26 protein-coding genes are annotated in these 20,788 nt (G+C 61.1%); 7 read left to right on the plus strand and 19 right to left on the minus strand.

Annotated elements, in window-relative coordinates; all coding sequences use genetic code 11:
• On the plus strand, positions 1-363 hold a 363-nt coding region (locus GOX01_RS10005), incomplete at its 5' end, for a type II toxin-antitoxin system death-on-curing family toxin (RefSeq protein WP_174787487.1).
• A complete protein-coding gene (locus GOX01_RS10010) occupies positions 357-812 on the plus strand; it encodes a hypothetical protein (protein WP_131973786.1) in 456 nt (151 codons plus the stop codon). The genes GOX01_RS10005 and GOX01_RS10010, both read left to right, overlap by 7 nt.
• 158 nt (positions 813-970) lie before the next feature.
• Here the strand turns inward: GOX01_RS10010 and GOX01_RS10015 are convergent, their stop codons facing one another.
• The 3 genes from GOX01_RS10015 to GOX01_RS10025 form a co-directional block, all read right to left on the minus strand.
• Positions 971-1,333 (minus strand): RidA family protein, encoded by a 363-nt coding sequence (locus GOX01_RS10015; RefSeq protein WP_011253359.1) that lies wholly within the window; start codon positions 1,331-1,333, stop codon positions 971-973.
• Positions 1,334-1,356: 23 nt separating this feature from the next.
• Complete coding sequence (locus GOX01_RS10020) at positions 1,357-1,608, minus strand: DUF1150 family protein (protein WP_011253358.1); 252 nt, start codon at positions 1,606-1,608, stop codon at positions 1,357-1,359.
• Between the two features lie 91 nt (positions 1,609-1,699).
• Complete coding sequence (locus GOX01_RS10025) at positions 1,700-2,212, minus strand: Hsp20 family protein (protein WP_011253357.1); 513 nt, start codon at positions 2,210-2,212, stop codon at positions 1,700-1,702.
• A 191-nt stretch (positions 2,213-2,403) separates the two neighbouring features.
• Here GOX01_RS10025 and def point away from each other — a divergent pair, with 191 nt between their 5' ends.
• From def to truA, 3 genes are read left to right on the plus strand one after another with little or no spacing between them, the layout of a single operon-like run.
• A complete protein-coding gene (gene def / locus GOX01_RS10030; RefSeq protein WP_011253356.1) occupies positions 2,404-2,958 on the plus strand; it encodes a peptide deformylase in 555 nt (184 codons plus the stop codon).
• Between the two features lie 6 nt (positions 2,959-2,964).
• Positions 2,965-3,879, plus strand: a complete 915-nt coding sequence (gene fmt / locus GOX01_RS10035; RefSeq protein WP_011253355.1) for a methionyl-tRNA formyltransferase — start codon at positions 2,965-2,967, stop codon at positions 3,877-3,879.
• Entirely contained in the window at positions 3,872-4,699 is an 828-nt protein-coding gene (truA, locus tag GOX01_RS10040; RefSeq protein ID WP_011253354.1) for a tRNA pseudouridine(38-40) synthase TruA, read from the plus strand. Before fmt ends, truA begins: the two co-directional genes overlap by 8 nt.
• Here the strand turns inward: truA and GOX01_RS10045 are convergent.
• Genes GOX01_RS10045 through dapD form a run of 3 tightly spaced genes read right to left on the minus strand, consistent with a single transcriptional unit; the run spans position 4,696 to position 7,296 of the window.
• The gene (locus tag GOX01_RS10045) at positions 4,696-5,277 is read right to left on the minus strand and encodes a hypothetical protein (RefSeq protein WP_155720925.1); all 582 of its coding nucleotides are present in this window, start codon (positions 5,275-5,277) and stop codon (positions 4,696-4,698) included. The two genes, truA and GOX01_RS10045, sit on opposite strands and share 4 nt — an antisense overlap.
• A 38-nt stretch (positions 5,278-5,315) precedes the next feature.
• Positions 5,316-6,461 (minus strand): succinyl-diaminopimelate desuccinylase, encoded by a 1,146-nt coding sequence (gene dapE, locus GOX01_RS10050; RefSeq protein ID WP_024716845.1) that lies wholly within the window; start codon positions 6,459-6,461, stop codon positions 5,316-5,318.
• Between the two features lie 4 nt (positions 6,462-6,465).
• The gene (gene dapD, locus GOX01_RS10055; RefSeq protein WP_011253351.1) at positions 6,466-7,296 is read right to left on the minus strand and encodes a 2,3,4,5-tetrahydropyridine-2,6-dicarboxylate N-succinyltransferase; all 831 of its coding nucleotides are present in this window, start codon (positions 7,294-7,296) and stop codon (positions 6,466-6,468) included.
• A 280-nt stretch (positions 7,297-7,576) separates the two neighbouring features.
• Here dapD and GOX01_RS10060 point away from each other — a divergent pair, with 280 nt between their 5' ends.
• Positions 7,577-8,905 (plus strand): GGDEF domain-containing protein, encoded by a 1,329-nt coding sequence (locus GOX01_RS10060; RefSeq protein WP_034953827.1) that lies wholly within the window; start codon positions 7,577-7,579, stop codon positions 8,903-8,905.
• A 27-nt stretch (positions 8,906-8,932) separates the two neighbouring features.
• Here the strand turns inward: GOX01_RS10060 and argB are convergent, their stop codons facing one another.
• From argB to rpmH, 6 genes are all read right to left on the minus strand, one after another.
• A complete protein-coding gene (argB, locus tag GOX01_RS10065; RefSeq protein ID WP_011253349.1) occupies positions 8,933-9,892 on the minus strand; it encodes an acetylglutamate kinase in 960 nt (319 codons plus the stop codon).
• Positions 9,889-10,569 (minus strand): ribosome biogenesis GTP-binding protein YihA/YsxC, encoded by a 681-nt coding sequence (yihA, locus tag GOX01_RS10070; protein WP_024716842.1) that lies wholly within the window; start codon positions 10,567-10,569, stop codon positions 9,889-9,891. Before yihA ends, argB begins: the two co-directional genes overlap by 4 nt.
• Before the next feature lie 17 nt (positions 10,570-10,586).
• Positions 10,587-12,314, minus strand: coding sequence for a membrane protein insertase YidC (gene yidC / locus GOX01_RS10075; protein ID WP_011253347.1), 1,728 nt, complete (start codon positions 12,312-12,314; stop codon positions 10,587-10,589).
• Between the two features lie 90 nt (positions 12,315-12,404).
• Positions 12,405-12,656, minus strand: coding sequence for a membrane protein insertion efficiency factor YidD (gene yidD, locus GOX01_RS10080; protein WP_034953791.1), 252 nt, complete (start codon positions 12,654-12,656; stop codon positions 12,405-12,407).
• A complete protein-coding gene (gene rnpA, locus GOX01_RS10085) occupies positions 12,653-13,027 on the minus strand; it encodes a ribonuclease P protein component (protein WP_011253346.1) in 375 nt (124 codons plus the stop codon). The genes yidD and rnpA overlap by 4 nt, the downstream gene beginning before the upstream one ends.
• A gap of 49 nt (positions 13,028-13,076) precedes the next feature.
• Complete coding sequence (rpmH, locus tag GOX01_RS10090; protein WP_011253345.1) at positions 13,077-13,211, minus strand: 50S ribosomal protein L34; 135 nt, start codon at positions 13,209-13,211, stop codon at positions 13,077-13,079.
• Positions 13,212-13,357: 146 nt separating this feature from the next.
• On the opposite strand from rpmH, the gene GOX01_RS10095 reads away from it, so the two are divergent.
• Entirely contained in the window at positions 13,358-13,573 is a 216-nt protein-coding gene (locus tag GOX01_RS10095; protein WP_226986562.1) for a hypothetical protein, read from the plus strand.
• Here GOX01_RS10095 and gloA read toward each other — a convergent pair.
• The 7 genes from gloA to bamA form a co-directional block, all read right to left on the minus strand.
• Positions 13,557-13,946, minus strand: coding sequence for a lactoylglutathione lyase (gene gloA / locus GOX01_RS10100; protein ID WP_011253344.1), 390 nt, complete (start codon positions 13,944-13,946; stop codon positions 13,557-13,559). The two genes, GOX01_RS10095 and gloA, sit on opposite strands and share 17 nt — an antisense overlap.
• Entirely contained in the window at positions 13,946-14,788 is an 843-nt protein-coding gene (locus GOX01_RS10105; protein WP_131973787.1) for an LpxI family protein, read from the minus strand. Before GOX01_RS10105 ends, gloA begins: the two co-directional genes overlap by 1 nt.
• A 2-nt stretch (positions 14,789-14,790) precedes the next feature.
• Complete coding sequence (gene lpxA / locus GOX01_RS10110; protein ID WP_011253342.1) at positions 14,791-15,648, minus strand: acyl-ACP--UDP-N-acetylglucosamine O-acyltransferase; 858 nt, start codon at positions 15,646-15,648, stop codon at positions 14,791-14,793.
• Positions 15,649-15,653: 5 nt separating this feature from the next.
• A complete protein-coding gene (gene fabZ / locus GOX01_RS10115; RefSeq protein ID WP_011253341.1) occupies positions 15,654-16,163 on the minus strand; it encodes a 3-hydroxyacyl-ACP dehydratase FabZ in 510 nt (169 codons plus the stop codon).
• Positions 16,164-16,275: 112 nt separating this feature from the next.
• Positions 16,276-17,325, minus strand: coding sequence for a UDP-3-O-(3-hydroxymyristoyl)glucosamine N-acyltransferase (gene lpxD, locus GOX01_RS10120; protein WP_024716838.1), 1,050 nt, complete (start codon positions 17,323-17,325; stop codon positions 16,276-16,278).
• Between the two features lie 20 nt (positions 17,326-17,345).
• Positions 17,346-18,260: an OmpH family outer membrane protein gene (locus tag GOX01_RS10125; RefSeq protein ID WP_174787488.1), complete on the minus strand. Its 915-nt coding sequence runs from the start codon at positions 18,258-18,260 to the stop codon at positions 17,346-17,348.
• A gap of 52 nt (positions 18,261-18,312) precedes the next feature.
• On the minus strand, positions 18,313-20,781 hold the full coding sequence (gene bamA, locus GOX01_RS10130; RefSeq protein ID WP_011253338.1) for an outer membrane protein assembly factor BamA: 2,469 nt from the start codon (positions 20,779-20,781) through the stop codon (positions 18,313-18,315).
• Positions 20,782-20,788 lie beyond the last annotated feature (7 nt).

A 20,788-nucleotide genomic window follows, 5' to 3' on the forward strand; every position in this document is an offset into this window, starting at 1 on the left:
TTAGAAAAATCCGATCTGGCCCCAGAATTGTACGATAATTACATTCATTATTTAAAAAATATATCTGAAATCCCCTATGATGGGGATCGGCCTTTTTTAAGTTGCGAAGATGTCTTAGATGCTCATTATTTAATAGGAAACCATTTCTTAAAGAAAGGAGAAGGAATGGGAGGATTTGGTCCAAAGGATTTTGGATTATTATCTTCTGCCGTCGCGAGGCAATTAACTTCTGTTGGCGGAATGTACGTATATGACGATATGTGGGAAATTGCATCTTCGTTAATTTTTGGTTTGGTAAATGACCACCCATTCCATGATGCCAATAAAAGAACGGCTTTTCTAAGCTCAGTTTTTTTATGTTAGAAAATGGATACGTCCCTTCAGTAGATATACAGGTAGTCGAAGACTTTACCGTAGAAATTGCCGAATTTCACTCAAAGAATAATCGGCACATGCGGATAGATGAAATATCCCCAAAATTCAAATCAATGTTTCGAAAAAAGGATGCAAGAATATACTATGTTATAACATTTAATGAACTCCAAGGAATTCTATCTAACCATGGGTGTTCCTTAAGAAATCCCCATAGAAATTATATCGACGTTTACAATGGAGAAAATAAAGTATCCCAGATAGGTTTCCCTGGCTGGAAAAATGAAGTAACACGCAATGCCATATCAACAGTCAGAAAAACAACGGGGCTAACTGCCGATAATGGATATGATGCTCAAGTCTTTTTCAAAGATGCTGATCCATTAAATATACTAATTGGCGAGTACGAAGAACCGTTACGGAGACTTGCCGATAGATAATATCCAAAATCAATAAATACCTGTTAAAGATTTTTTTTGGAAACCCGACTAAATAATAGCCTCTTATTTATGCAGCGAATAAGAATTTAATCATACTCCACTTTTTATGGAAAGGCCGTTTTTCCTAACGGAAAGACGGCCTTTTTATTCATAAAAACCTACTTCAGCGCGGCAATAGCCGTCATCTCAACGCGCCACTCCGGTACAGCCAGCTTCGCCTCGACGGTGGCCCGGGCCGGCTTGTTTGCCGTATCCAGCCAGGCGTCCCAGGCCCGGTTCATTGCTCCGATCTCTCCGATATCCGTCAGGAAAATCTGCACCGACAGGATCCGGCTCTTGTCCGTCCCCAGAGAGGCCAGAAGCGCATCGATCTGGCGCAGGATGTCGACCGTCTGCCCTTCTGTATCGAGACTGGCATCATCTGCCACCTGACCGGCCAGATAGGCCAGCCCGTTATGGACCACCACGCCCGCAAGGCGCTCTTCTTCGAGATGACGGGTAATATCGGCGTTCTTGCTCACAGGCGTGGACTTTCTGGCTGGATTTACTGAAGCAGGGTCGGGATCATCTCATGCTCGAGGATCGCATCGAGTGCGCTTTCCTCGTCTTCCGCGACCGCCATGGGCGTGCCGTCGGCGGCATGGATGGCCACAACCAGTTCCCCGTCATGCATGACGGATTTGACATAGGCGAGGTGGGACATGCCCAGCGTCAGGAGCTGCGGCCCCGTGATGCGCCGCAGATCCGCGGGGAGTTTGTCGTCCGAACGATCACCGTTTTCGAAGGGATTGTTCAAGTCAGGTTCCTTCTGAAGCCACGGCGGTTCATACCGCCTGGCCCTGGGGTTCAGTCTGTAGAAAATGTGGCCGGCAGAGGCGCGGGCGGACCTATTCGTCGTCGATATCGCGGGCCGGCCGCGTCGTACGCCGCGTCTTCACGACAGGGGGCACCACTTCATGATGGACCGTCGGCCCTGGTGCGGGGCTGCGCCGTCCCTGCAAAATGGCAATCCGCTTGACGCGCACTTCCGGCTCCGGACGCAGGAGATCGATATGCAGCAACCCGTTATCAAGCCAGGCGCCACCGATTTCGATGCCTTCGGCCAGTACGAACGCCTTGTGGAACTGCCGCGCCGCAATGCCGCGATGCAGGAAGATGCGTCCCTGGCTATCATCCGCCTGACGTCCGCGGATCACGAGCTGGTTGTCTTCCTGCGTGATCTGCAGATCGTCCATCACGAAGCCCGCGACAGCCAGCGTAATCCGCAGGGCCGTGGCGCTGAGCTGCTCGATATTATAGGGCGGATACCCGTCAGACGTCGATTTGGCAGCACGCTCAAGCATCTGCTCGAGGTGATCGAAACCGAGGAACATCGGGGACGTGAACAGGCGACCGGACATAGGGCTAAAGCCTCCTCCATGAGCGAGACATAAACAGGGCCGGTCCCATCATGCGGCAACCGGCTGACCCCACGATATGGTGTCCACCCGCACGGATGCAAGCTCTACCCTTACAGGACACAACGCAAAACCTGCACTCAAACCTGATCTTGCACTGGCATTTGGCGCCCGCGCTCGCTACATCGCAGGACATGAGCGAATTCGATTTCCTGTCCGGCATCGACGATGTGCCGCCCACCCCGATCCTGATCGCCCCCCAGCCCGTGCTGCGGGAGGTCACCCGCGACGTGCGCCCCGAGGACATTGCCTTCATCCGCGAACAGCTTCCGGGCATGTTTTCCGCCATGTACAAGGCCCCGGGCATCGGCCTCGCCGCCCCGCAGGTCGGTCTGGGCATGCGCTTCGCCCTGGTGGACGTGGCCGAGGAAGACGCCCCGCGTGAACCCATGCTGCTGATCAACCCGGAAATCATTTCTGATTCCGATCAGCTCGCCGCGCGTGAGGAAGGCTGCCTCTCCCTGCCGAACCAGTATGCCGAAGTCGTCCGCCCCGAATCGATCCGCGTGCGCTACCGCAACCTTGCGGGCGAAACGATCGAGCGCGATGCATCCGGCCTGCTCGCCACCTGCATCCAGCACGAGATGGACCATCTCGACGGCATCCTGTTCGTCGACCACCTCTCGACGCTCAAGCGCAACATGATCATGCGCCGCCTGGCCAAAGAGCAGAAACTCAGAAGGCACTGATCCCCGATGCGGCTGATCTTCATGGGAACGCCGGACTTTTCGGTCCCGGCGCTGCACGCCCTGCTCGACGCCGGTCACGAGGTGGTCGCGGTCTACACGCAGCCGCCCCGCCCGGCAGGACGCGGCAAGGCGCTTCGCCGCTCGCCGGTCCATGAAGCCGCCGAAGCCGCCGGGATCGAGGTGCGCACGCCCGCACGCGTCCGCCGCGACACAGCCGAACACGAGGCTTTCGCCGCCCTGAATGCCGACGCCGCCGTGGTCGCCGCCTATGGCCTCATCCTGCCAAAAGCGATGCTGGACGCCCCGCGTCTGGGCTGCCTGAACATCCATGCGAGCCTCCTGCCCCGCTGGCGTGGCGCGTCGCCCATCCAGTCCGCCATCGTCGCAGGCGACAGCCAGAGCGGTGTTTCCATCATGCAGATGGATGAGGGCCTCGACACCGGCGCGGTCCTGCTGGAAGAAGCCACCCCTATCAGCGCGACCGACACTGCCAGCACGCTGCATGACCGCCTGTCCGAAATCGGTGGCCGTCTGGTCGTCCGTGCGCTCGCCGAACAGCCGAAACCTGTGCCGCAGCCCGAAGACGGCGTCACCTATGCCGAGCGCCTGACCCGCGATCACGGCCGTATCGACTGGACGCGCAGCGCCGCCGAGATCGACCGCCAGATCCGTGGCCTGACGCCCTGGCCCGGCGCGTTCACCACGCTCGACGATGTCGTCCTCAAGATCGGCGCAGCCACCCCGCTCCCTGCAGAGAGCCATAGCGCTGCCCCCGGCACCACGCTCGGCGAAAGCCTCACCATCGCCTGCGGCACTGGTGCCCTGCGCATCGACCGCCTGCAGAAACCCGGCCGCAGCATGATGTCCGCTTCCGACTTTCTGCGCGGCCAGCCCGTGCCGAAAGGCACCCGCCTTGTCTGACACGCAGGCTGCGGAGCCTCTCGCTGAACCCGCCGCCGAGCCCACGGGTCTGAACCGCTGGGCCCTGCGCATCGAATATGACGGCACCGGCTATCTCGGCTGGCAAAAGCAGAACGACGGCACCTCCATTCAGGGCCTGATCGAAGCCGCCGCTTCGAAACTGGTTCGCAACCGCCCCGTTCCCAGCATCACCGCTGGCCGCACGGATGCCGGCGTGCATGCGGCAGGTATGGTCATCCATCTTGATTTCCCGGATGACGCCCCGATCGACGCCCGGCAGATCCGAGACGGCATGGGATACCACCTCAAACCCCACCGCGTCGTCGTGCTGGAAACAGCGAAAGTAGGCCCGGAATGGAACGCGCGTTTCTCCGCGACCTGGCGCAGCTACCGTTACACCATCCTCAACCGCCCTGCCCGTCCGGGGCTGATGGAAAACCGCGTCTGGCATATCAAGCGCCCGCTGGACGTAGACCTCATGCAGCAGGCCGCGAACCATCTCCTCGGCCCGCATGACTTCACATCCTTTCGCGCCGTCGCCTGTCAGGCCAGAAGCCCCATCCGCACGCTGGACGTCCTGAATATCCACCGCGATGGCGAACTGGTCATGATCGACACGAAGGCGCGCTCCTTCCTGCACCATCAGGTCCGCAACATGGCCGGCACCCTGATGATGATCGGCTCACGTCAGTGGCCGGTCGAAAAGATCATTGAAATTCTGGAAGCAAAAGACCGCTGCGCGGCCGGACAGACAGCCCCTCCCGAGGGGCTCTGCCTGATGGATGTCGGCTATCCCGACGATCCTTTCAACCGCTCCTAGGACGACAACCCGAGCAGATCGACAACCGCATTGTAATGCGGCGGCAGAAGCCACAGGACCCAGAGCAGCCCCCCCACCGGCAGGGTCTGCAGGACTGTCATGACAAAAGCCTGCCAGCCGGTCGTCACAAGCCCGACCTTCGTCACATACCAGGTCAACCACAGCGTATAGAGCTGTGCCCCGAAAGCGAGGCCGCCCAACGCCTGGCTGGACGCCGCAGCCCCCGGCAGCACGAGATGCAGCACGCCCTGGGCCATGATCAGCATGGCCAGTGGCAGCCATCCGCACCACAGCGATGCCGTGGCATAACGCGTCCACAGACCCTTACGGCTCAGGGCACCCGCATAAAGCTCCGACACCACAAGCTGCAACAGTGTGCAGACCAGCGGCACCACAGCCCGCACCAGCCCCATGATCCGTTCGGCAGGCGGGAGCATGAACGCCATCCACACACCAATAACCGCCAGCGCAACCGTGGGCGCCAGAGCCGCGAACAGGGCTCCCGCTCCGGGTGCGAAACAGTTGATCCCTTCGGACCGCCCCCGCCCCAGAAGCCACACGCCCAGAGGAATGGCCATGTTCCCGATGGGTGGGAACGGACCCGGCCGTCGGGGAGTCACAGCCCGTATCCTTCCATGAACGCGAGATAAATCCGTGTCAGATCCTCCAGCGTCCCAAGCTCCACGTTTTCGTCACGCTTGTGCATGGTCGCGCCGACAAGGCCGAACTCCGCCACCTCGCAGTATTGCGAAATAAACCGCGCATCCGACGTCCCGCCACCGGTATCGAGCCGGGGCGTCCGTCCCGTGACACTGCGTACAGCCTCGGACAGACACGTTACCGCATCCCCCGGTTGTGTCAGAAACGCCTCGCCGCTGATGGACACCTGTACGTCCGCCTGAGGCGCGTGACGCCGCACCACATCCTCGATCCACGCCGTCAGAGCGGCCCCGGTGTGCAGATCATTGAACCGGATATTCAGCCGGCCGACAGCACTTCCCGGAATGATATTGGTCGCCCCGTTCCCGACATCGATGCTCGTGACCTGAAGGGACGACGGATCGAACCACTCACTCCCCGCATCCAGTTCCCGCGCCGTCAGTTCGGAAAACGCTGCCAGAAGACGATGGACCGGATTATCCGCCAGATGCGGATAGGCCACATGCCCCTGCGTCCCGTGCACGGTCACGACAGCATTCATGCTGCCCCGACGGCCGATCTTGATGACATCCCCCAGTGCCTGGGGATTCGTAGGCTCGCCCAGAACGCAGAAATCCGGCAGTTCACCCCGTTCCGCCAGCCATTCAATGACCGGCTTCGTCCCGAAATGCGCCGGACCTTCCTCGTCTCCCGTAATCAGCAGCGAGACGGAACCCTTCAGCGGCCCCTGTTCCAGACGCCGCGCAACGGCTGCCACGAAACAGGCTACCCCGCCCTTCATGTCCGCGATCCCGCGTCCATAAAGCCGGTCACCCTCGATAACCGCCGCAAACGGATCATGCGCCCAGCCTTCACCCGGCGGCACGACATCCGTATGCCCTGCAAAGCAGAGCGCGGGATGCCCTTTCCCCAGCCGGGCATAAAGATTGGGCGTCGGCGCGTCAGCAGGCCCGAAAGGAAGATGGAACGTCTCGAACCCCATCCCTTCCAGCACACCTGCCAGAAGCGCCTGAGCCCCTCCATCGGCAGGCGTGACCGACTGACAGCGCAGCAGATCCCGGGCCAGCGCCACGGGATCCGTCGGAAAGGTTGACCCCGTCACAGGATCAGTCGCGCAGAAGATCGTTGATGGAGGTCTTGGAGCGCGTCCGCTCGTCCACACGCTTGACGATCACCGCACAGGCCAGCGACGGCATACCCGGCTCCTTCGGCGGCAGCGTGCCCGGCACGACGACGGAATAGGCCGGAACACGGCCCATGAAGATTTCGCCCGTCGCACGGTCCACGATCTTGGTGGAAGCGCCCAGGAACACGCCCATCGACAGAACGGAGCCCTTCTCGACGATCACGCCCTCGGCCACTTCCGAACGCGCCCCGATGAAGCAGTCGTCTTCAATGATTACCGGCGCAGCCTGCAGCGGCTCCAGAACGCCACCAATGCCCGCACCACCGCTGATATGGCAGTTCTTGCCAATCTGGGCGCAGGACCCGACCGTCGCCCAGGTATCGATCATCGTGCCGCTGTCGACACGCGCGCCGACATTCACGAAGCTCGGCATCAGCACCACATTCGGCGCAATGAACGCGGAGCGACGCACGATCGCACCTGGAACCGCCCGGAAACCGGCCTCGGCAAAACGGAACTGATCCCAGCCATCGAACTTCAGCGGAACCTTGTCGAATGCCGGCTCACCACCGCAACCGCGCTCCATGACCCGGCTGTCATTCAGACGGAACGACAGCAGAACCGCCTTCTTCAGCCATTCATGAACAGTCCAGCCATCTGCGAACGGCTCGGCGACACGCAGCGTCCCGGCATCCAGCGCGGACAGGACTTTTTCCACAACATCGCGGTCTTCGCCTTCCGTACGGGCGCTGAGCGTCGCACGACGCTCCCACAGAGCTTCAATGGCGGTACGAAGGGGTGCATTCGGCATCAGGTCGGTCCGGTAAAAAAAGAAGCAGAAATCCGCCGGACCATGCGGTTCCAGGGGTTTCATGTCAACGGATCTTTACTCCTGACGGCCGCTCTGCCCGTGCTCCAGCATGGTTAATGACTTCTTAACCAATCACGCTTATGAAAACCGGGGGCTTTGACTGACTGGCCCGACCGAGAGCTCTCTGCGGGATATGTCACCCTTGCCTGATCTGCGTTCCTTGTTCTCCCAGTTCATGAACAATCCGTCCCCGGACAGGACCCCGCAGGACCTGCGGAACATGCTGGCGTCAACTCTCGAAAGCCGCGAACGCTGGCGCTCCCTGCTCTATCAGGCGGTGGATCTGGTCTTCGAAACCGACAGCCGGGGCCGGATCATCCTGATTTCCCCCGAAACATGGCTTGGACAGCCCACGACGCCCCTGATCGGCCGCCCGTTCAGCGCGCTGTGCGACACCGTGAACGTCCTTCAGACCCATACCGGTACGCCTGTCCAGATCACGACCCCGCAGGACGAGCCCCTGACCGTCATCCTCTCCTCATGCCCATTCCAGGACAGCGAAGACCGGATCACCGGAACACGCGGCACCCTCAAGGCGGTCTCACAGATGCTGCCCGGAACCACTGCCGTCATTGCGCCCCCGGCCGAAAGCGATTCTGCTCCCCAGCCCGATACCGCTCATGTCACGGGTGGCCATTCCGACACCGCCGGGATCACGATCCTTGCCGCCATCACCACCGCGCTCCGCAAGGCCATCGTTCCCAGACTGGCCTCTGCCGCAGCAATGGACGCCCTGCTCGCCCCCCTAGCTGCAGAAGGCGCATTGCTCGACACCGCGGCTGCGAAAACCTTTCTTTTCACATCATCCACCCTGCCTGCGGACATCCAGTCCGTCCTGTCGACGCCCGCGCCCCAGGCTGGCACGGAGCTGTTCAGGACCGGCAGCAGCCATGTCATGATCTGTCGCGAAAACATCCGCAGCCTCAGACAGCTCTGCCTCGTTGTCTGGCGCTCCGAGCCCTGGTCTGCGCAGGACCAGCAGCTCTGCGAGACGGTCTGCTCCCTGCTGGCCGGATTCTGGGAACTGGACAGCATCCACCGCCGGATCCTGACGGATTCCGACTACGACATCGCGTCGAACCTTCTGAACTGGAATGGCCTGAAATCGGAAATCGAGCGCCGCAGCCGCCGGCTGGATCAGGAGGCGATGGCCGCAACCCTGATCATCGCCCGCGTGCCCGGCCTGACAGAGCTTTCAAAGACCCGGGGCTTTGAGGCTGGCGAGGAAGCTCTGCGTCAGTGTGTGGCTCTTCTGCGAAAAGCCATTCGTCCCACAGATGCCATCGGCCGGATCAGCAACAATACGTTCGGGCTCTGGATGGATGGGGGGGACCGCTTCGCCGCAGCCGAACGCGCCGAGCGCATGACGGCCCATGGCATTCCCATCCTGATCGATCCGCCGGTCCACCTGCCGCTTCAGCTGGGGCTTGTCTCCCGCGAAGCCAATGCCGAGGAAACCCCCGAAAGCCTGCTCGAACGTGGCATGCAGGCCCTTCAGGAAGGGGTGGCTGAAAACAGAAAATGGCGCTTCTCACACGAAGCGCCATAATCCCGGTCCAGTCCTGCTACCAGTTGGTTACGCCTTGATAAGCGTTCCCGGTCCCGCCCGTGTGAACAGCTCCAGAAGGCAGCTGTGCGGCACGCGTCCGTCCAGAATAACGGCGGCTTTCGCCCCCTTGCGGACTGCCTCGAGGCAGGTCTCGACCTTGGGGATCATGCCGCCCGAAATCGACCCGTCCGCAATCCGACGCATGGCCTCGTCCGCGCTCAGCTCTTCGATGAGCTTGCCGTTCTCGTCCAGAACGCCCGGAACATCCGTCAGCATCAGCAGACGCGAGGCATGGACTGCGCCGGCAATCGCGCCAGCCGCAGTGTCAGCGTTGATGTTGTAGGTCTCGCCGTCCTCGCCGACGCCCACAGGGGCGATCACGGGGATCAGCCCCGCGCCGAGCAGCGCATACAGGACCCGCGGATCGATCTTTTCCGGCTGTCCGACAAATCCCAGATCGATGACCTTCTCGATCTCACTGTCCGGATCACGCTTGGTACGCGTCAGACGACGTGCCTGGATCAGACCGCCATCCTTGCCGGAAATGCCGACGGCCAGTGCTCCGGCCCGGTTGATCAGCTGCGTCACCTGCTTGTTGACGCTGCCGGACAGGACCATCTCGATCACATCGACCATGGACTTGTCCGTCACACGCAGCCCGTCGATGAACTCGGAGCGGATCTTCAGCCGGTCCAGCATGGCGCTGATCTGCGGCCCACCGCCGTGCACTACGATCGGATTGATCCCGACCAGCTTGAGCAGGGAAATGTCATAGCCAAAGGCATGCGCCAGCTTGCCCTCGCCCATGGCATGACCACCATATTTGACGACAATCGTGTCCCCGGCATAGCGCCGCAGGAACGGCAGTGCGCTGGACAGAATGGCAGCCTGCTGCTGCGCTTCCTCCGCATTCACGACAGACGCCACGTCCGGCAGCTTGTCGCTGTGCGTCCGGCTGTTGCTTTCAATGGGGGTCTTACTGGTCATGATCCGGACTGTCCTTCCCCTGACGTCTGGAGTGGCACGGCAAAACGGGCAATTTCTGCCCGCAGATCCTCGATCCCGAAACCGGTCTCGCTGCTGGTCGCAATGATGCGCGGATAGGCGGCGGCATGCTTGAGCGCAAGCGCCTCGACTTCCGCAATTTTCGCCGCCAGCGCTTTCGGCTTCACCTGGTCGCATTTTGTCAGCACGATCTGGAACACCACGGCCGCGCGGTCCAGCAGCTCCATGACATCCTTGTCCGACGCCTTGAGCTCGATCCGTGCGTCCAGAAGCAGGATGACCCGCTCCAGCGTCGTCCGACCCCGGAGATAGGCGAACATCATGTCCTGCCAGTCTTCCTTGACCGACTTCGCTGCCTTGGCGAACCCGTAGCCCGGCATGTCCACGAGAGACAGCCGGTCAGCCAGATTGAAGAAGTTGAGCTGCTTGGTCCGTCCCGGCTCGGAGGACGCCCGCGCCAGCGCACGACGCCCCGTCAGCGCATTGATGATGCTCGACTTGCCGACATTGGACCGGCCGGCAAACGCCACTTCCGGCCGGCCGACAGGCGGAAGCTGGTCGATCTTCTGCGAGCCGAAGAAGAACTCACATTCTCCCGCGAACAGAAGCCGTCCGTCCTCGATCTGGGCCTCGGTCGGAGGCCCCGGGATTTCTTTCATCATGCCTCTGCCGGGCCTCAGGTCCGTGACACCGGAACGGGCAGACCCGTCCGGCGCTGGATGAACATCTGCTGCGCAACCGTCAGCAGGTTGTTCCAGGTGTAATAGACCAGAAGACTGGCCGGGAAGCCGGACATGAAGAACACATAGACCAGCGGCATGAACTGCATCATCCGCGCCTGTGCCGGATCAAGGCTCGCCGTCGAGCTGGTCTGGCGCTGCAGCAGCCAGAACGTCAGGCCAAGCGCCGTACCCCAGATGCTGACATGCAGGAACGAGGAGTAATGCGTCGGATCGAACGGCAGTAGTCCGAACAGGTTGAACACGTTCGTCGGGTCCGGCATCGACAGATCATGGATCCAGCCGAAGAACGGCGCATGACGCGCATCGATGCTGATGTTCAGGATCTTGTACAAACAGAAGAAGATCGGCGCCTGGATCAGCATCGGCAGACAGCCGCTCGCCGGGCTCACCTTCTCTTCACGATACAGCGCCATGACCTTCTGGTTCATGGCCATCGGATCGTCCTTGTTCTTCTCGCGGATCTCCTTGACCTTCGGCGCCAGCAGACGCATCCGTGCCGAGGACTGGGCAGCCTTGGAGGCCAGCGGGAAGAGAACGATCTTGACGATCAGCGTCAGCGCCATCAGCGCCAGGCCGAAATTGCCCAGATGCAGATACAGCCAGTGCAGCAGCGTCAGCAGCGGACGGGTCAGGAAGCTGAACCAGCCGAAGTCGATCGCCTTGTCCAGATCGGGAATACCGAGCTGCTTGCTGTAACCCTGAAGCAGGCTGACAACCTTCGCACCTGCAAAGACATGGCTCTTCTCGGTGATGGACCCGTTCGGCATGATCTGCTGGGCGTTCTGGGTGGACATCCCCACCTGATACGACCCCGGCGTTCCCGGCACGTAAGCAAAGCTCGCTGCAACCGGCGTTCCGTCAGCGGGAGCCACAGCCGTCAGCCAGAACTTGTCGCTGATGCCATCCCAGCCATTCGTACCCGTGGACGACCAGGACACGTGATCCGGATGGTCAGCCCCCTTGCGCAGGTTCTTGTAGCTCTCATCCTGCATCCGGCCACCAATGACGGCGATCGGACCTTCATGCGCCGTGAAAGCCCCTTCCGGCGCATCATAATCACGCTGCACACGCTCAAACGGCACCAGAGCAACCGGCTGACCCGAATGGTTCTCGACCGTCTGGCTCACGGCGAACATGTAGTGCTCGTCCAGTGCAATCTGGATGGAGAACACCAGCCCCTGACCGTTATCCCAGTGCAGCGTCACCGGATGGTCCGGCGTCAGCGTCTCGTCGGAGCTCTCCCAGACCGTGTTCAGATCCGGCAGGCGGGCATTGGAGCCCGGAGCATTCGTCCAGCCGATCACGACGAACGTGGGATGCGCACTCCCCGCCTTGTCCAGCAGGCGCACCAGCGGGCTGTCCTTGGCCAGGGTCTCGCGATATTTCATGAGGATCAGATCATCCAGCACCGCGCCCTTCAGGTTGAGGGAGCCCTGCACGTCCGGCCCCGTCACCGGAATGCGCCGCGCAGTCGCCTGCGTCTCAGTAGCAGCCTCGGCAGGTGGCGCAGCCGTGGTCGGCGCGCTGTTCTGAACCTGTGCTGCAGGCGCATGTGTGACGGGATGGGGATCGTCCTGATGGGGCTTCGGCATGAAATAGTCGAAACCGATCAGGATAAGGGCCGAGAGAAGTGTGGCCGCAATAATGCGTTTGGTGTCCATCGGGCGGATGCCGGTCTTTCGTCTCACTGAATAGGGCTTGCGCCTCAAGTGGCCGAAAACCGCATTCAAAACAATAGGCGGAGGGCTTTTTTAATGCCGGTGTGGCTTCGGAGGCAGGTCCACACCCCCTTCTGACCAGGGATGACAGCGCCCGATCCTGCGCAGTGCAAGCCATCCCCCACGTACAGGCCCATGCTCACGAATGACCGTCAGCGCATAGGTGCTGCATGTCGGATCGAACCGGCAGTTCCTGCCAATGAACGGGCTGATGAAAAGCTTGTAGGCGTCGATGAGCGACAGCATCAGGGCCGTAACGGCTTTCCTGATCACGGACGCGATCATTTCGCCTGGTCCCGGCCTTTGCCAGACGGCCCGCGGGGGCTTTCCCGGAAATTGACGCCCAGCCCCTTGCGAAGGGCCTGACGCAGATCATCCTTGAGAAGGGAAAAATCGCGCTCCCGGGTCTTGTCCCGTCCGATGAGGACGAAATCGCCAGAAGGCAGACCGTCTTCCCGCGCAACAAGGCGCAGGGCCTCGCGGAGGCGACGGCGGGTGCGGTTACGGATGACAGAATTACCGACTTTTTTCGTGACCGTGAAACCGACGCGGGTTTCGGTCGCTGTGTCATCCGGCAGGATCTGCACGACCATACCGGGAGTGGCGACCTTGCGCCCCTTCCCGGCCACACGCAGAAACTGCGGCCGTTTTTTCAAACGGCGCGGAGTGTGGCCTGTTGTATGGATCGTGCCGATCGGGTCAAACTCAGGCGGAGAGCTTCTTGCGGCCCTTGGAGCGACGGTTGGCCAGTACGCGGCGGCCGCCGACGGTTTCGCTACGCGTACGGAAACCGTGACGACGCTTGCGAACCAGCTTGGAGGGTTGATACGTGCGCTTCATGACGTTGATCCTTAAAAACCAGGCGGACGCCTCAACTGCTGGACATCCGCGTCGATCGGGCGCACGAAACGCCCGGTGATTGAGACCCGGGCTTGTAAGCACGCAGGCCCCTCATGTCAATGCCAGACCTACAGGAACTTCAGCCCATGCCCGAGTCCAGCAATACTCTCCCCGCCAGCAACTCCCCCCAGGACGTCGCGACCTTCCGCCACGACATGCGCAACGCGCTCGCCCCTGCCCTGCTCTGTGCCGACATTCTCGGCACGCACAAGGACAAGGCGGTCCAGCAGAACGCAAAGACGATCGTCGATGCGCTGGAAAATGCCCTGAAGCTGCTGAAAAACTTTACTTCTTCTCGATAAGCTCGATCTTGTAGCCGTCGGGATCCTCGACGAACGCAATGATGATCGTCCCGAATTTCAGCGGACCGGCCTCACGTGTCACCTTGCCGCCTCCGCTGCGGACCGTCTCCACAAGAGCGGCCACATCCGGCACGCCAATTGCGAAATGCCCGAAACCGGTGCCGACCTCATAGTCGGTTTCCTGGTCCCAGTTATAGGTCAGCTCGATCTCGGCCTGTCCGTGTTCGTTGTCATCGAATCCGATGAAAACGAGCGTATAACGTCCCTCGCGCACTTCCTTGCGGCGAAGTTCCTTCATCCCGAGCAGCTTGTAGAACGCCAGACTCCGGTCGATATCCCGGATTCTCACCATCGTATGCAGAAACGTGCTCATCACTTCTCCTTCAGATCTTCCGGCGTCAGCCCATACAGAAACAGCCCATAACGATCCGCCAGCTTCACACAGCCAGCAGGGTCCGTCATGAGGGTCACTCCGGGCTGGAACGCAACGCCCCGCAATCCGTTCCGGGCTGCATTCTCCAGCGTCTCCGGCCCGATCGTCGGCATATCCGCCCGAAGGTCCTGCCCCGTCTTGGGCATCTTCACCAGAACGCCGCCACTTCCCGCCTGCATGAGCCGCCCACAGCGCCCCAGCATCGCATCTGTCCCTTCCAGAGCCTCCACAGCCAGCACGAGACCGTTCTGGACAACGCACCCCTGACCAATGTCCAGAGCTGCCATCACCTTCAGGACCTCGACCCCACGGGCGATATCCTGTTTGGCCTGGGCGTCCGGAAGGACGCGGCCGAGGGTTCCGGAGCGGCCGGTGGCATGTTCGAGAAACTCGTGAGCGCCCCGGACATGGAAGCCCTCCTCACCGAGGACACGGACGACAGCTCCGAGCAGCCCGTCATCGCCCGAGAAGATGGCGCGGCCCAGCCTGGCCAGAATACGCGCGCCTTCCGCATCGGGACGCAGGTCACGCCAGGCGGGACGACGCACCGGCCCGATCAGCACCAGTTCGCGGCAGTTGTTCCGTTTGAGGGCACCGAGAATGTCACCGGCAGCGGCAAGACGGATGATTTCGTGCGGGTAAGGTTCGAGAAGCGCACGATCGGCGAAATCCCGGAACCCGATAACAAAAACCTTGCGTCCCTTGGCGATGGCTGCTGCGGCGACCTGCGCGGGAAGCGGTCCTGAGCCTGCCAGAATGCCGATGCAACCACGATCCCCCACGATCAGGCGCCTTCGGTTTCGGACTGTCCTTCCTGACGCGCAACGCGGGTCAGGCCTCGACGGCTGGGGGCTTCCATGAAGTCCAGCATCTCGGCGATGCGGGGGAGATGCCCGTATTCCTGACGGACTTCGGCAATCCGGGCTTCCAGAACGGACTCCGTCGCGCCATGGCGCGGGTAAAGCGTCCGGAAGGCGCGGCGCATGGCCTGCATTTCCTCAGGACCAACACCGGAACGCTTCAGGCCGATCCAGTTCAGTCCGACCAGACGGGCGCGATTCCCCAGAACGCTTCCGTAAGGAATGACGTCCATTTCCACACCGCAGACACCGCCGACAACGGCACCACGGCCGATCCGGACGAACTGGTGCAGCGCAGCCGAGCCCATGATTTTGGCGTCATCGTCAATCTCGACATGGCCACCCATGACGACATTGTTGACGATGATGACACGGTCACCGAGGACGCAGTCATGGGCGACATGTGAATTGGCCATGATCAGGCAGTTCGCGCCAATCCGCGTCAGGGCATGCCCCTGCGCGGTGCCACGGTGAATCGTCACGTTTTCACGGATGACGGTATTGGCCCCGACCTCACACAGTGTCGGCTCACCGGCATATTTGAGATCCTGCGGCGCCAGACCGATCGTCACGAACGGATAGACTTCCACGCCTTCACGCAGGGTCGTGTAGCCATCCACGAGAACGGACGCGTGCAGACAGACCCCGTCACCGATCGTGACATTGGGACCGACCAGACACCAGGGGCCAATGCGCACGTTCTCCCCGATGCGCGCACGCGGGTCGACGATGGCGGTCGCATGGATTTCGGCGGTTTCGGGGCGCTTGCCTGCCATCTGCATCAGGGTCAACCCATGATCATCGCACTGAAGGTCGCTTCGGCAACGGCAACATCGTCCACGCGGGCCACACCCTTGAACTTCCAGACATTGGCGCGGGAGCGCTCCTTGTCGACATGGATCCGGAGTTGGTCACCAGGACCGACCGGGCGACGGAATTTCGCATTTTCGATCGTCATGAAATAGACCAGCTTGCCTTCAAACGCCTTGCCCAGCGTCATGACCACCAGCGTCGCTGCCGTCTGGGCCATGGCCTCGACGATCAGCACGCCTGGCATGACGGGGTGAGACGGGAAATGTCCCTGGAAGAACGGCTCGTTGACCGTCACGTTCTTGATGCCGATGGCGGACTGCCCGGCATGGATCTCGACCATCTTGTCGATCAGCAGAAACGGATAGCGATGCGGGATCGACTGCATGATCTTCAGGATGTCGATGCTCTGCGGAACCTGATGGCTGTCAGCAGCGGCGTCTGTCGCGGGAGTCATCTGTTCGGCTGGAGCGTCCACTCGGTCCATCGTTTCACCATGCCCTTCAAGCGGTGTTGTCTGTCAGTCGCTACCCTGTGGCAGCACGAATGGCTTCCCTTAGCAAACCTGCGGGGGAGTTACCATCCGCGCCGCAGGACTGCTAGTCCCCGCTTTTACGCGAAAGTTTCCGCAAGGTGGCAACATTACGAAAAAATTCGCGGAACGGCATCGCGGGGCTGCCGATGACGTCAGCGCCGGCATCCACATCCGACATGACGCCACACTGGGCGCCGATCCGGGCCTTCGTGCCGATCTTGATATGTCCGATCAGGCCAGCCTGTGCAGCAACGGTGACGAAATCACCCAGTTCCGTAGAGCCGGAAATCCCGGCCTGCGAGACGACGATACAGCAGCGTCCCAGACGGGCATTGTGGCCGATCTGCACGAGATTATCGATCCGGGTTCCGGCTCCGATCAGGGTGTCACGCATGGAACCGCGGTCGATGGTGGAGTTCGCCCCCACTTCCACACCGTCTTCCAGCACGACCAGCCCGAGCTGCGGGACCGTTTCAAAACCCTCGGGACCGACGGCGAACCCGAAACCGTCCTGCCCGATACGCACACCGGGATAGAGCGTGACGCGATCACCGATCCGGGCATGGGAGATGGCGGCATGGGCGCCGATCCGGCAACGCTCACCGATCTCAACGCTCTGGCCGATGCTGGCATGGCTTGCGACAATGCTGTCACGACCGATACGGACACCGCTGCCAATGACGGCGAAAGGACCGATCTCGACGTTTTCGCCAATTTCGGCGTCTTCCGCGATCCAGGCACTCGGATGGCGAACACCCGTGGAAGCGGGAGCCGGATGGAACAGCGTGGCCACACGTGCCCAGGCCAGATAAGGCGCCTTGCAGGCCAGTCCCGCCGTATCGGGGGGCAGTTTGTCAGTAAAGGCCGGGGAGAGAATGACTGCTCCGGCCTTCGTTTCTGCCAGAAGCGGCAGGTAGCGGCGGTTGTCGAGGAAGCTGATTTCATCCGGGCCTGCAACATGCAGGGGCGCAACGCCACGGAACTCGGACAGCCCCTTCCCCGATGCGGCCGGAATGATGTCACTGCCCGAGACCTCTGCCAGCCGTTCCAGACCGAAAGGTCCGGAACGCTGGAAGAAACGGCTGTCGCCCGGGCGACTTTCGTTTGCTGTCATGTCAGACACGGCCCGTCGCCTCAGTGATGCTGACGCAGAACGGACTCGCTCGGTGCAGACGCCGGAGCCTGCTGGGGCCCGGGGGTCTGCGGTCCCTGAGCCTGCCGCTGTTCGTCAGCCGTGGTGGGCATCTTGCCGGAGCGGGCGAGCTGCTCGGGGTCCACGCCATCATCGGGAATGAAGACATGCGGCAGAGTCTTGTTGAGCTGTGTGCCGACTTCCTCGGTGATATCCTGACCGCCGACATGAAGTACGACCTGCTCCGCATGCAGGATCAGGTTCATGTTGTGGGCAGCAGCAACGGCGGCGATGATGCCGTTCGGCTCTTCCAGCTCACGCTCGATCTGGTGCATGGCAACCTGTGCCGCTTCCTGGATGATGCGGGCCTGATTGCCGAAATCGTGCTGATCCTTGGCACGGCGTTCCTGCAGGTGACGCTCGCGCAGCTGGATCTGGTCGGACGTCAGGCTGCGGGCCTGGGCCTGAAGCTTCTGCTGCTCGCCACGCCAGGCGGCTTCCTCACGCTGCACGGCCTGCGCCAGACGGTCACGGCGGGCGCCCAGAACCTGCTGGATTTCCTGCCAGGCGCTGGAAATCTGCATGACGGCCTGGACATTGATCACGCCAATGACGGCAGCCGGCGGCGGAGAGGCCTTTGCGATGCTCGGGGGAGCCGGGATCGGCGGCAGCGGCAGGATCGGCGGAGCCTGCTGCTGTTCAGCCGGTGCGGAGTCTTCTTCCTCATCGGGCGCAGCTTCCGGAACGCGGCGCTGGACAGGGCGCGGCGGAGGGGCGTCAGGATGAGCAGCCTTGGGAACGAACCAGCCACCATTGCCGCCGGAAGCCTGGGCATGGGCGCCCGGAGCGGAGACGAGAATCGTCGCTGCCAGAAGCGCGCCGGCCGAAACCGTGCGCATCAGGGAATTGAGGGTCATGACCACCTCTTGGCAAGGGGTTGAGAAACAGGACGGCAAGGTCTCGAACAGTTCAGAACTGCTGGCCAAAACCGAAACGCAGCGGATAGAGACGGTCACCATGTTCCTTGCGGATCGGCACGGCACCATCGATGTTGACGAGGCCGAACGGGCTCTTCCACGAGACACCGAGACCGCCCGAGACGCGCGGGATCAGGTTGTCACCGGTGATCGGGGTGTAGTTGTCACCGTCATTCATGCGGTTCGTATAGAGATGCTTGACGCGAAGACCGGCAAGACTACCTGCATCGATGAAGCCACGGCCCGAGATTCCGAGATCGTCACCCATGGGCAGCGGGAAATTGAGCTGTGCAGAGGCCGTGTACATGAAGCGGCCGCCGAGCAGATCTTCCTGACCCTGGGCCGGGATATAGACACCGTTGATCTTGAGATGGCCTGAACGCGGACCGACACCACCCTGGAGGAAGCCTCGCAGGTTTTCACCACCAAGATAGAAGTTATCGATGATGTTGCGGTTTCCGTTCGAGCTCCAGTCACCCATGTAACCGACGCCACCCTTGAACTGGAAGGTCCAGTCATGGTTTCCGGTCAGGTCATCCAGCGGCAGGTAGTAGGCGCCATCCGCCTTCACACGGGCATATTTCGAGTTACCACCAATACCGGCGAAGTCACCGCCGACCTTGAACATGTAACCCGAATGCGGATTGCTGCGACGGTCACGCCGATCGTAGGTCACCGAGGTACTGAGCTGGGACAGCAGCGACCAGCCGGCCGACTGCTGCACATAGATCGAGGGAACCCACCGGATCAGGCTGGGATCCTGCGCCACGGCGGAAGCGTCGTAGAAGTTGCCGACCTGACGGTCGACAAGGGTGTAGTTCCAGGACTGCGACAGGTACCGGTTATAGGCATAACCCAGACGCAGGCTCATGCCGTACTGGGATTCCTTATAGCTCTGATACGTCTGGTAGTTGTTCTGGATGAAGTAGAAATCCGCACCGGCCACAAGGTTACGGTTCAGGAAGTACGGATCGGTAATGGAGATGTCGGCCTGCTTTTCATAGTAGGCGACGGTTCCGGAAATACCGGCGTCCACACCCGTTCCGAGCAGGTTGTGCTGCTTGATCGAGGCGTTACCGAGAATACCGACGTCCGTCGAGTAACCGCCACCCAGGGAGAACTCGCCGGTCGGCTTTTCAACCACGTTCGCGGACACGTTCACACGGTCAGGCGCGGAGCCCTGCGTCTGATCCACGGAGACCGAACTGAAATAGCCGAGATCCTGAAGACCAAGCTTGGAATACTTGCGGTCGAACGGGGTGTACGGGTCCCCTTCGGCCATCGGAAGATTCCGGCGGATCACGTCATCATGGGTGATGGTGTTGCCGTTGATGTCGATACGCTCGACATAGACATGCGGACCTTCGGTGACATCGAACAGCAGGTCAACGATGTGCTTTTCGGGGTTCCGGGCGATTTCCGAACGGACCATGGCGAAGGGATGGCCAGATGCCTGAAGCCATTCCTGCATGTTCTTCGTGTTGTTCTGGATCGCCGTGCCGTCATAGATCTGATGCGGGAACAGCTCGACATGCGGGCGCAGCATCTCGGGCGTCACATGGCGCACGCTGGAGCGCACATCCATCTTGCCCAGACGGTAGCGGTCGCCCTCATGCACGGTGAAGGTGATGTAGAACGACTTGTGGTCGGGAGCCAGCTCGCCTGTGGCGTCCACCATGTGGAAATCGACGAAGCCGTTATGCAGGTAGAAGCGACGCAGCAGCTCTGCATCGTACTTCACGCGCTCGGGGTTGTATTCATCCGAGGACGAGAAGAAGCGGTACCAGATCGTCTCCTTGGACGAGATGACCTGGGAGAGGCGTGCTTCGCTGAAGGCATGGTTGCCGACGAAAACGATCTTCTTGATGAGCGTCTGCTGGGCTTCATTGATGTTGAAGACCACGTCCACACGGTTGTGGGACAGCTTGACGATCTGGGGCGTGACGGTCGCGCCGAAGCGGGCCTTGCCGGCATACTGGTTCAGGATCTTCTGGCGGTCGGCGGCAGTCGTCTGGGACGAGAACACGGCGCGGGGACGCAGGCTGATTTCCTTGCGGAGATCTTCGTCCTTCAGCGCATGGTTGCCCTCGAACACGATGCGGTTGACGATCGGGTTCTCGACCAGGTCCACCAGAAGCGTGTTGCCGTCACGGTGCAGCGTCACGTCCTTGAACAGACCCGTGGCGTAAAGCGTCTTCAGCGAGCGGTCGAGGTCATCCTGATTGAACGTGTCACCGGGCTGGGCGACCATGTAGGACAGCACCGTGCTCGTCTCGATACGGGTGTTTCCCTTTACCGAGATGGCCTGGATGATGTTTCCACCGGGGGCTGATGCCGGGGCCTGATGACGAACGGAACGCGCCTGAGCCGTTCCGAGGACGACGGGCAGCAGACAGGCTGATGCGAGAAGCACCAGACGCTTGTTCGAAGACCGGGAACCTCTTGACCGTGATCCTGACAAACCGGCT

The sequence above is a fragment of the Gluconobacter oxydans genome (assembly GCF_006539685.1).
GTDB lineage: Bacteria > Pseudomonadota > Alphaproteobacteria > Acetobacterales > Acetobacteraceae > Gluconobacter > Gluconobacter oxydans.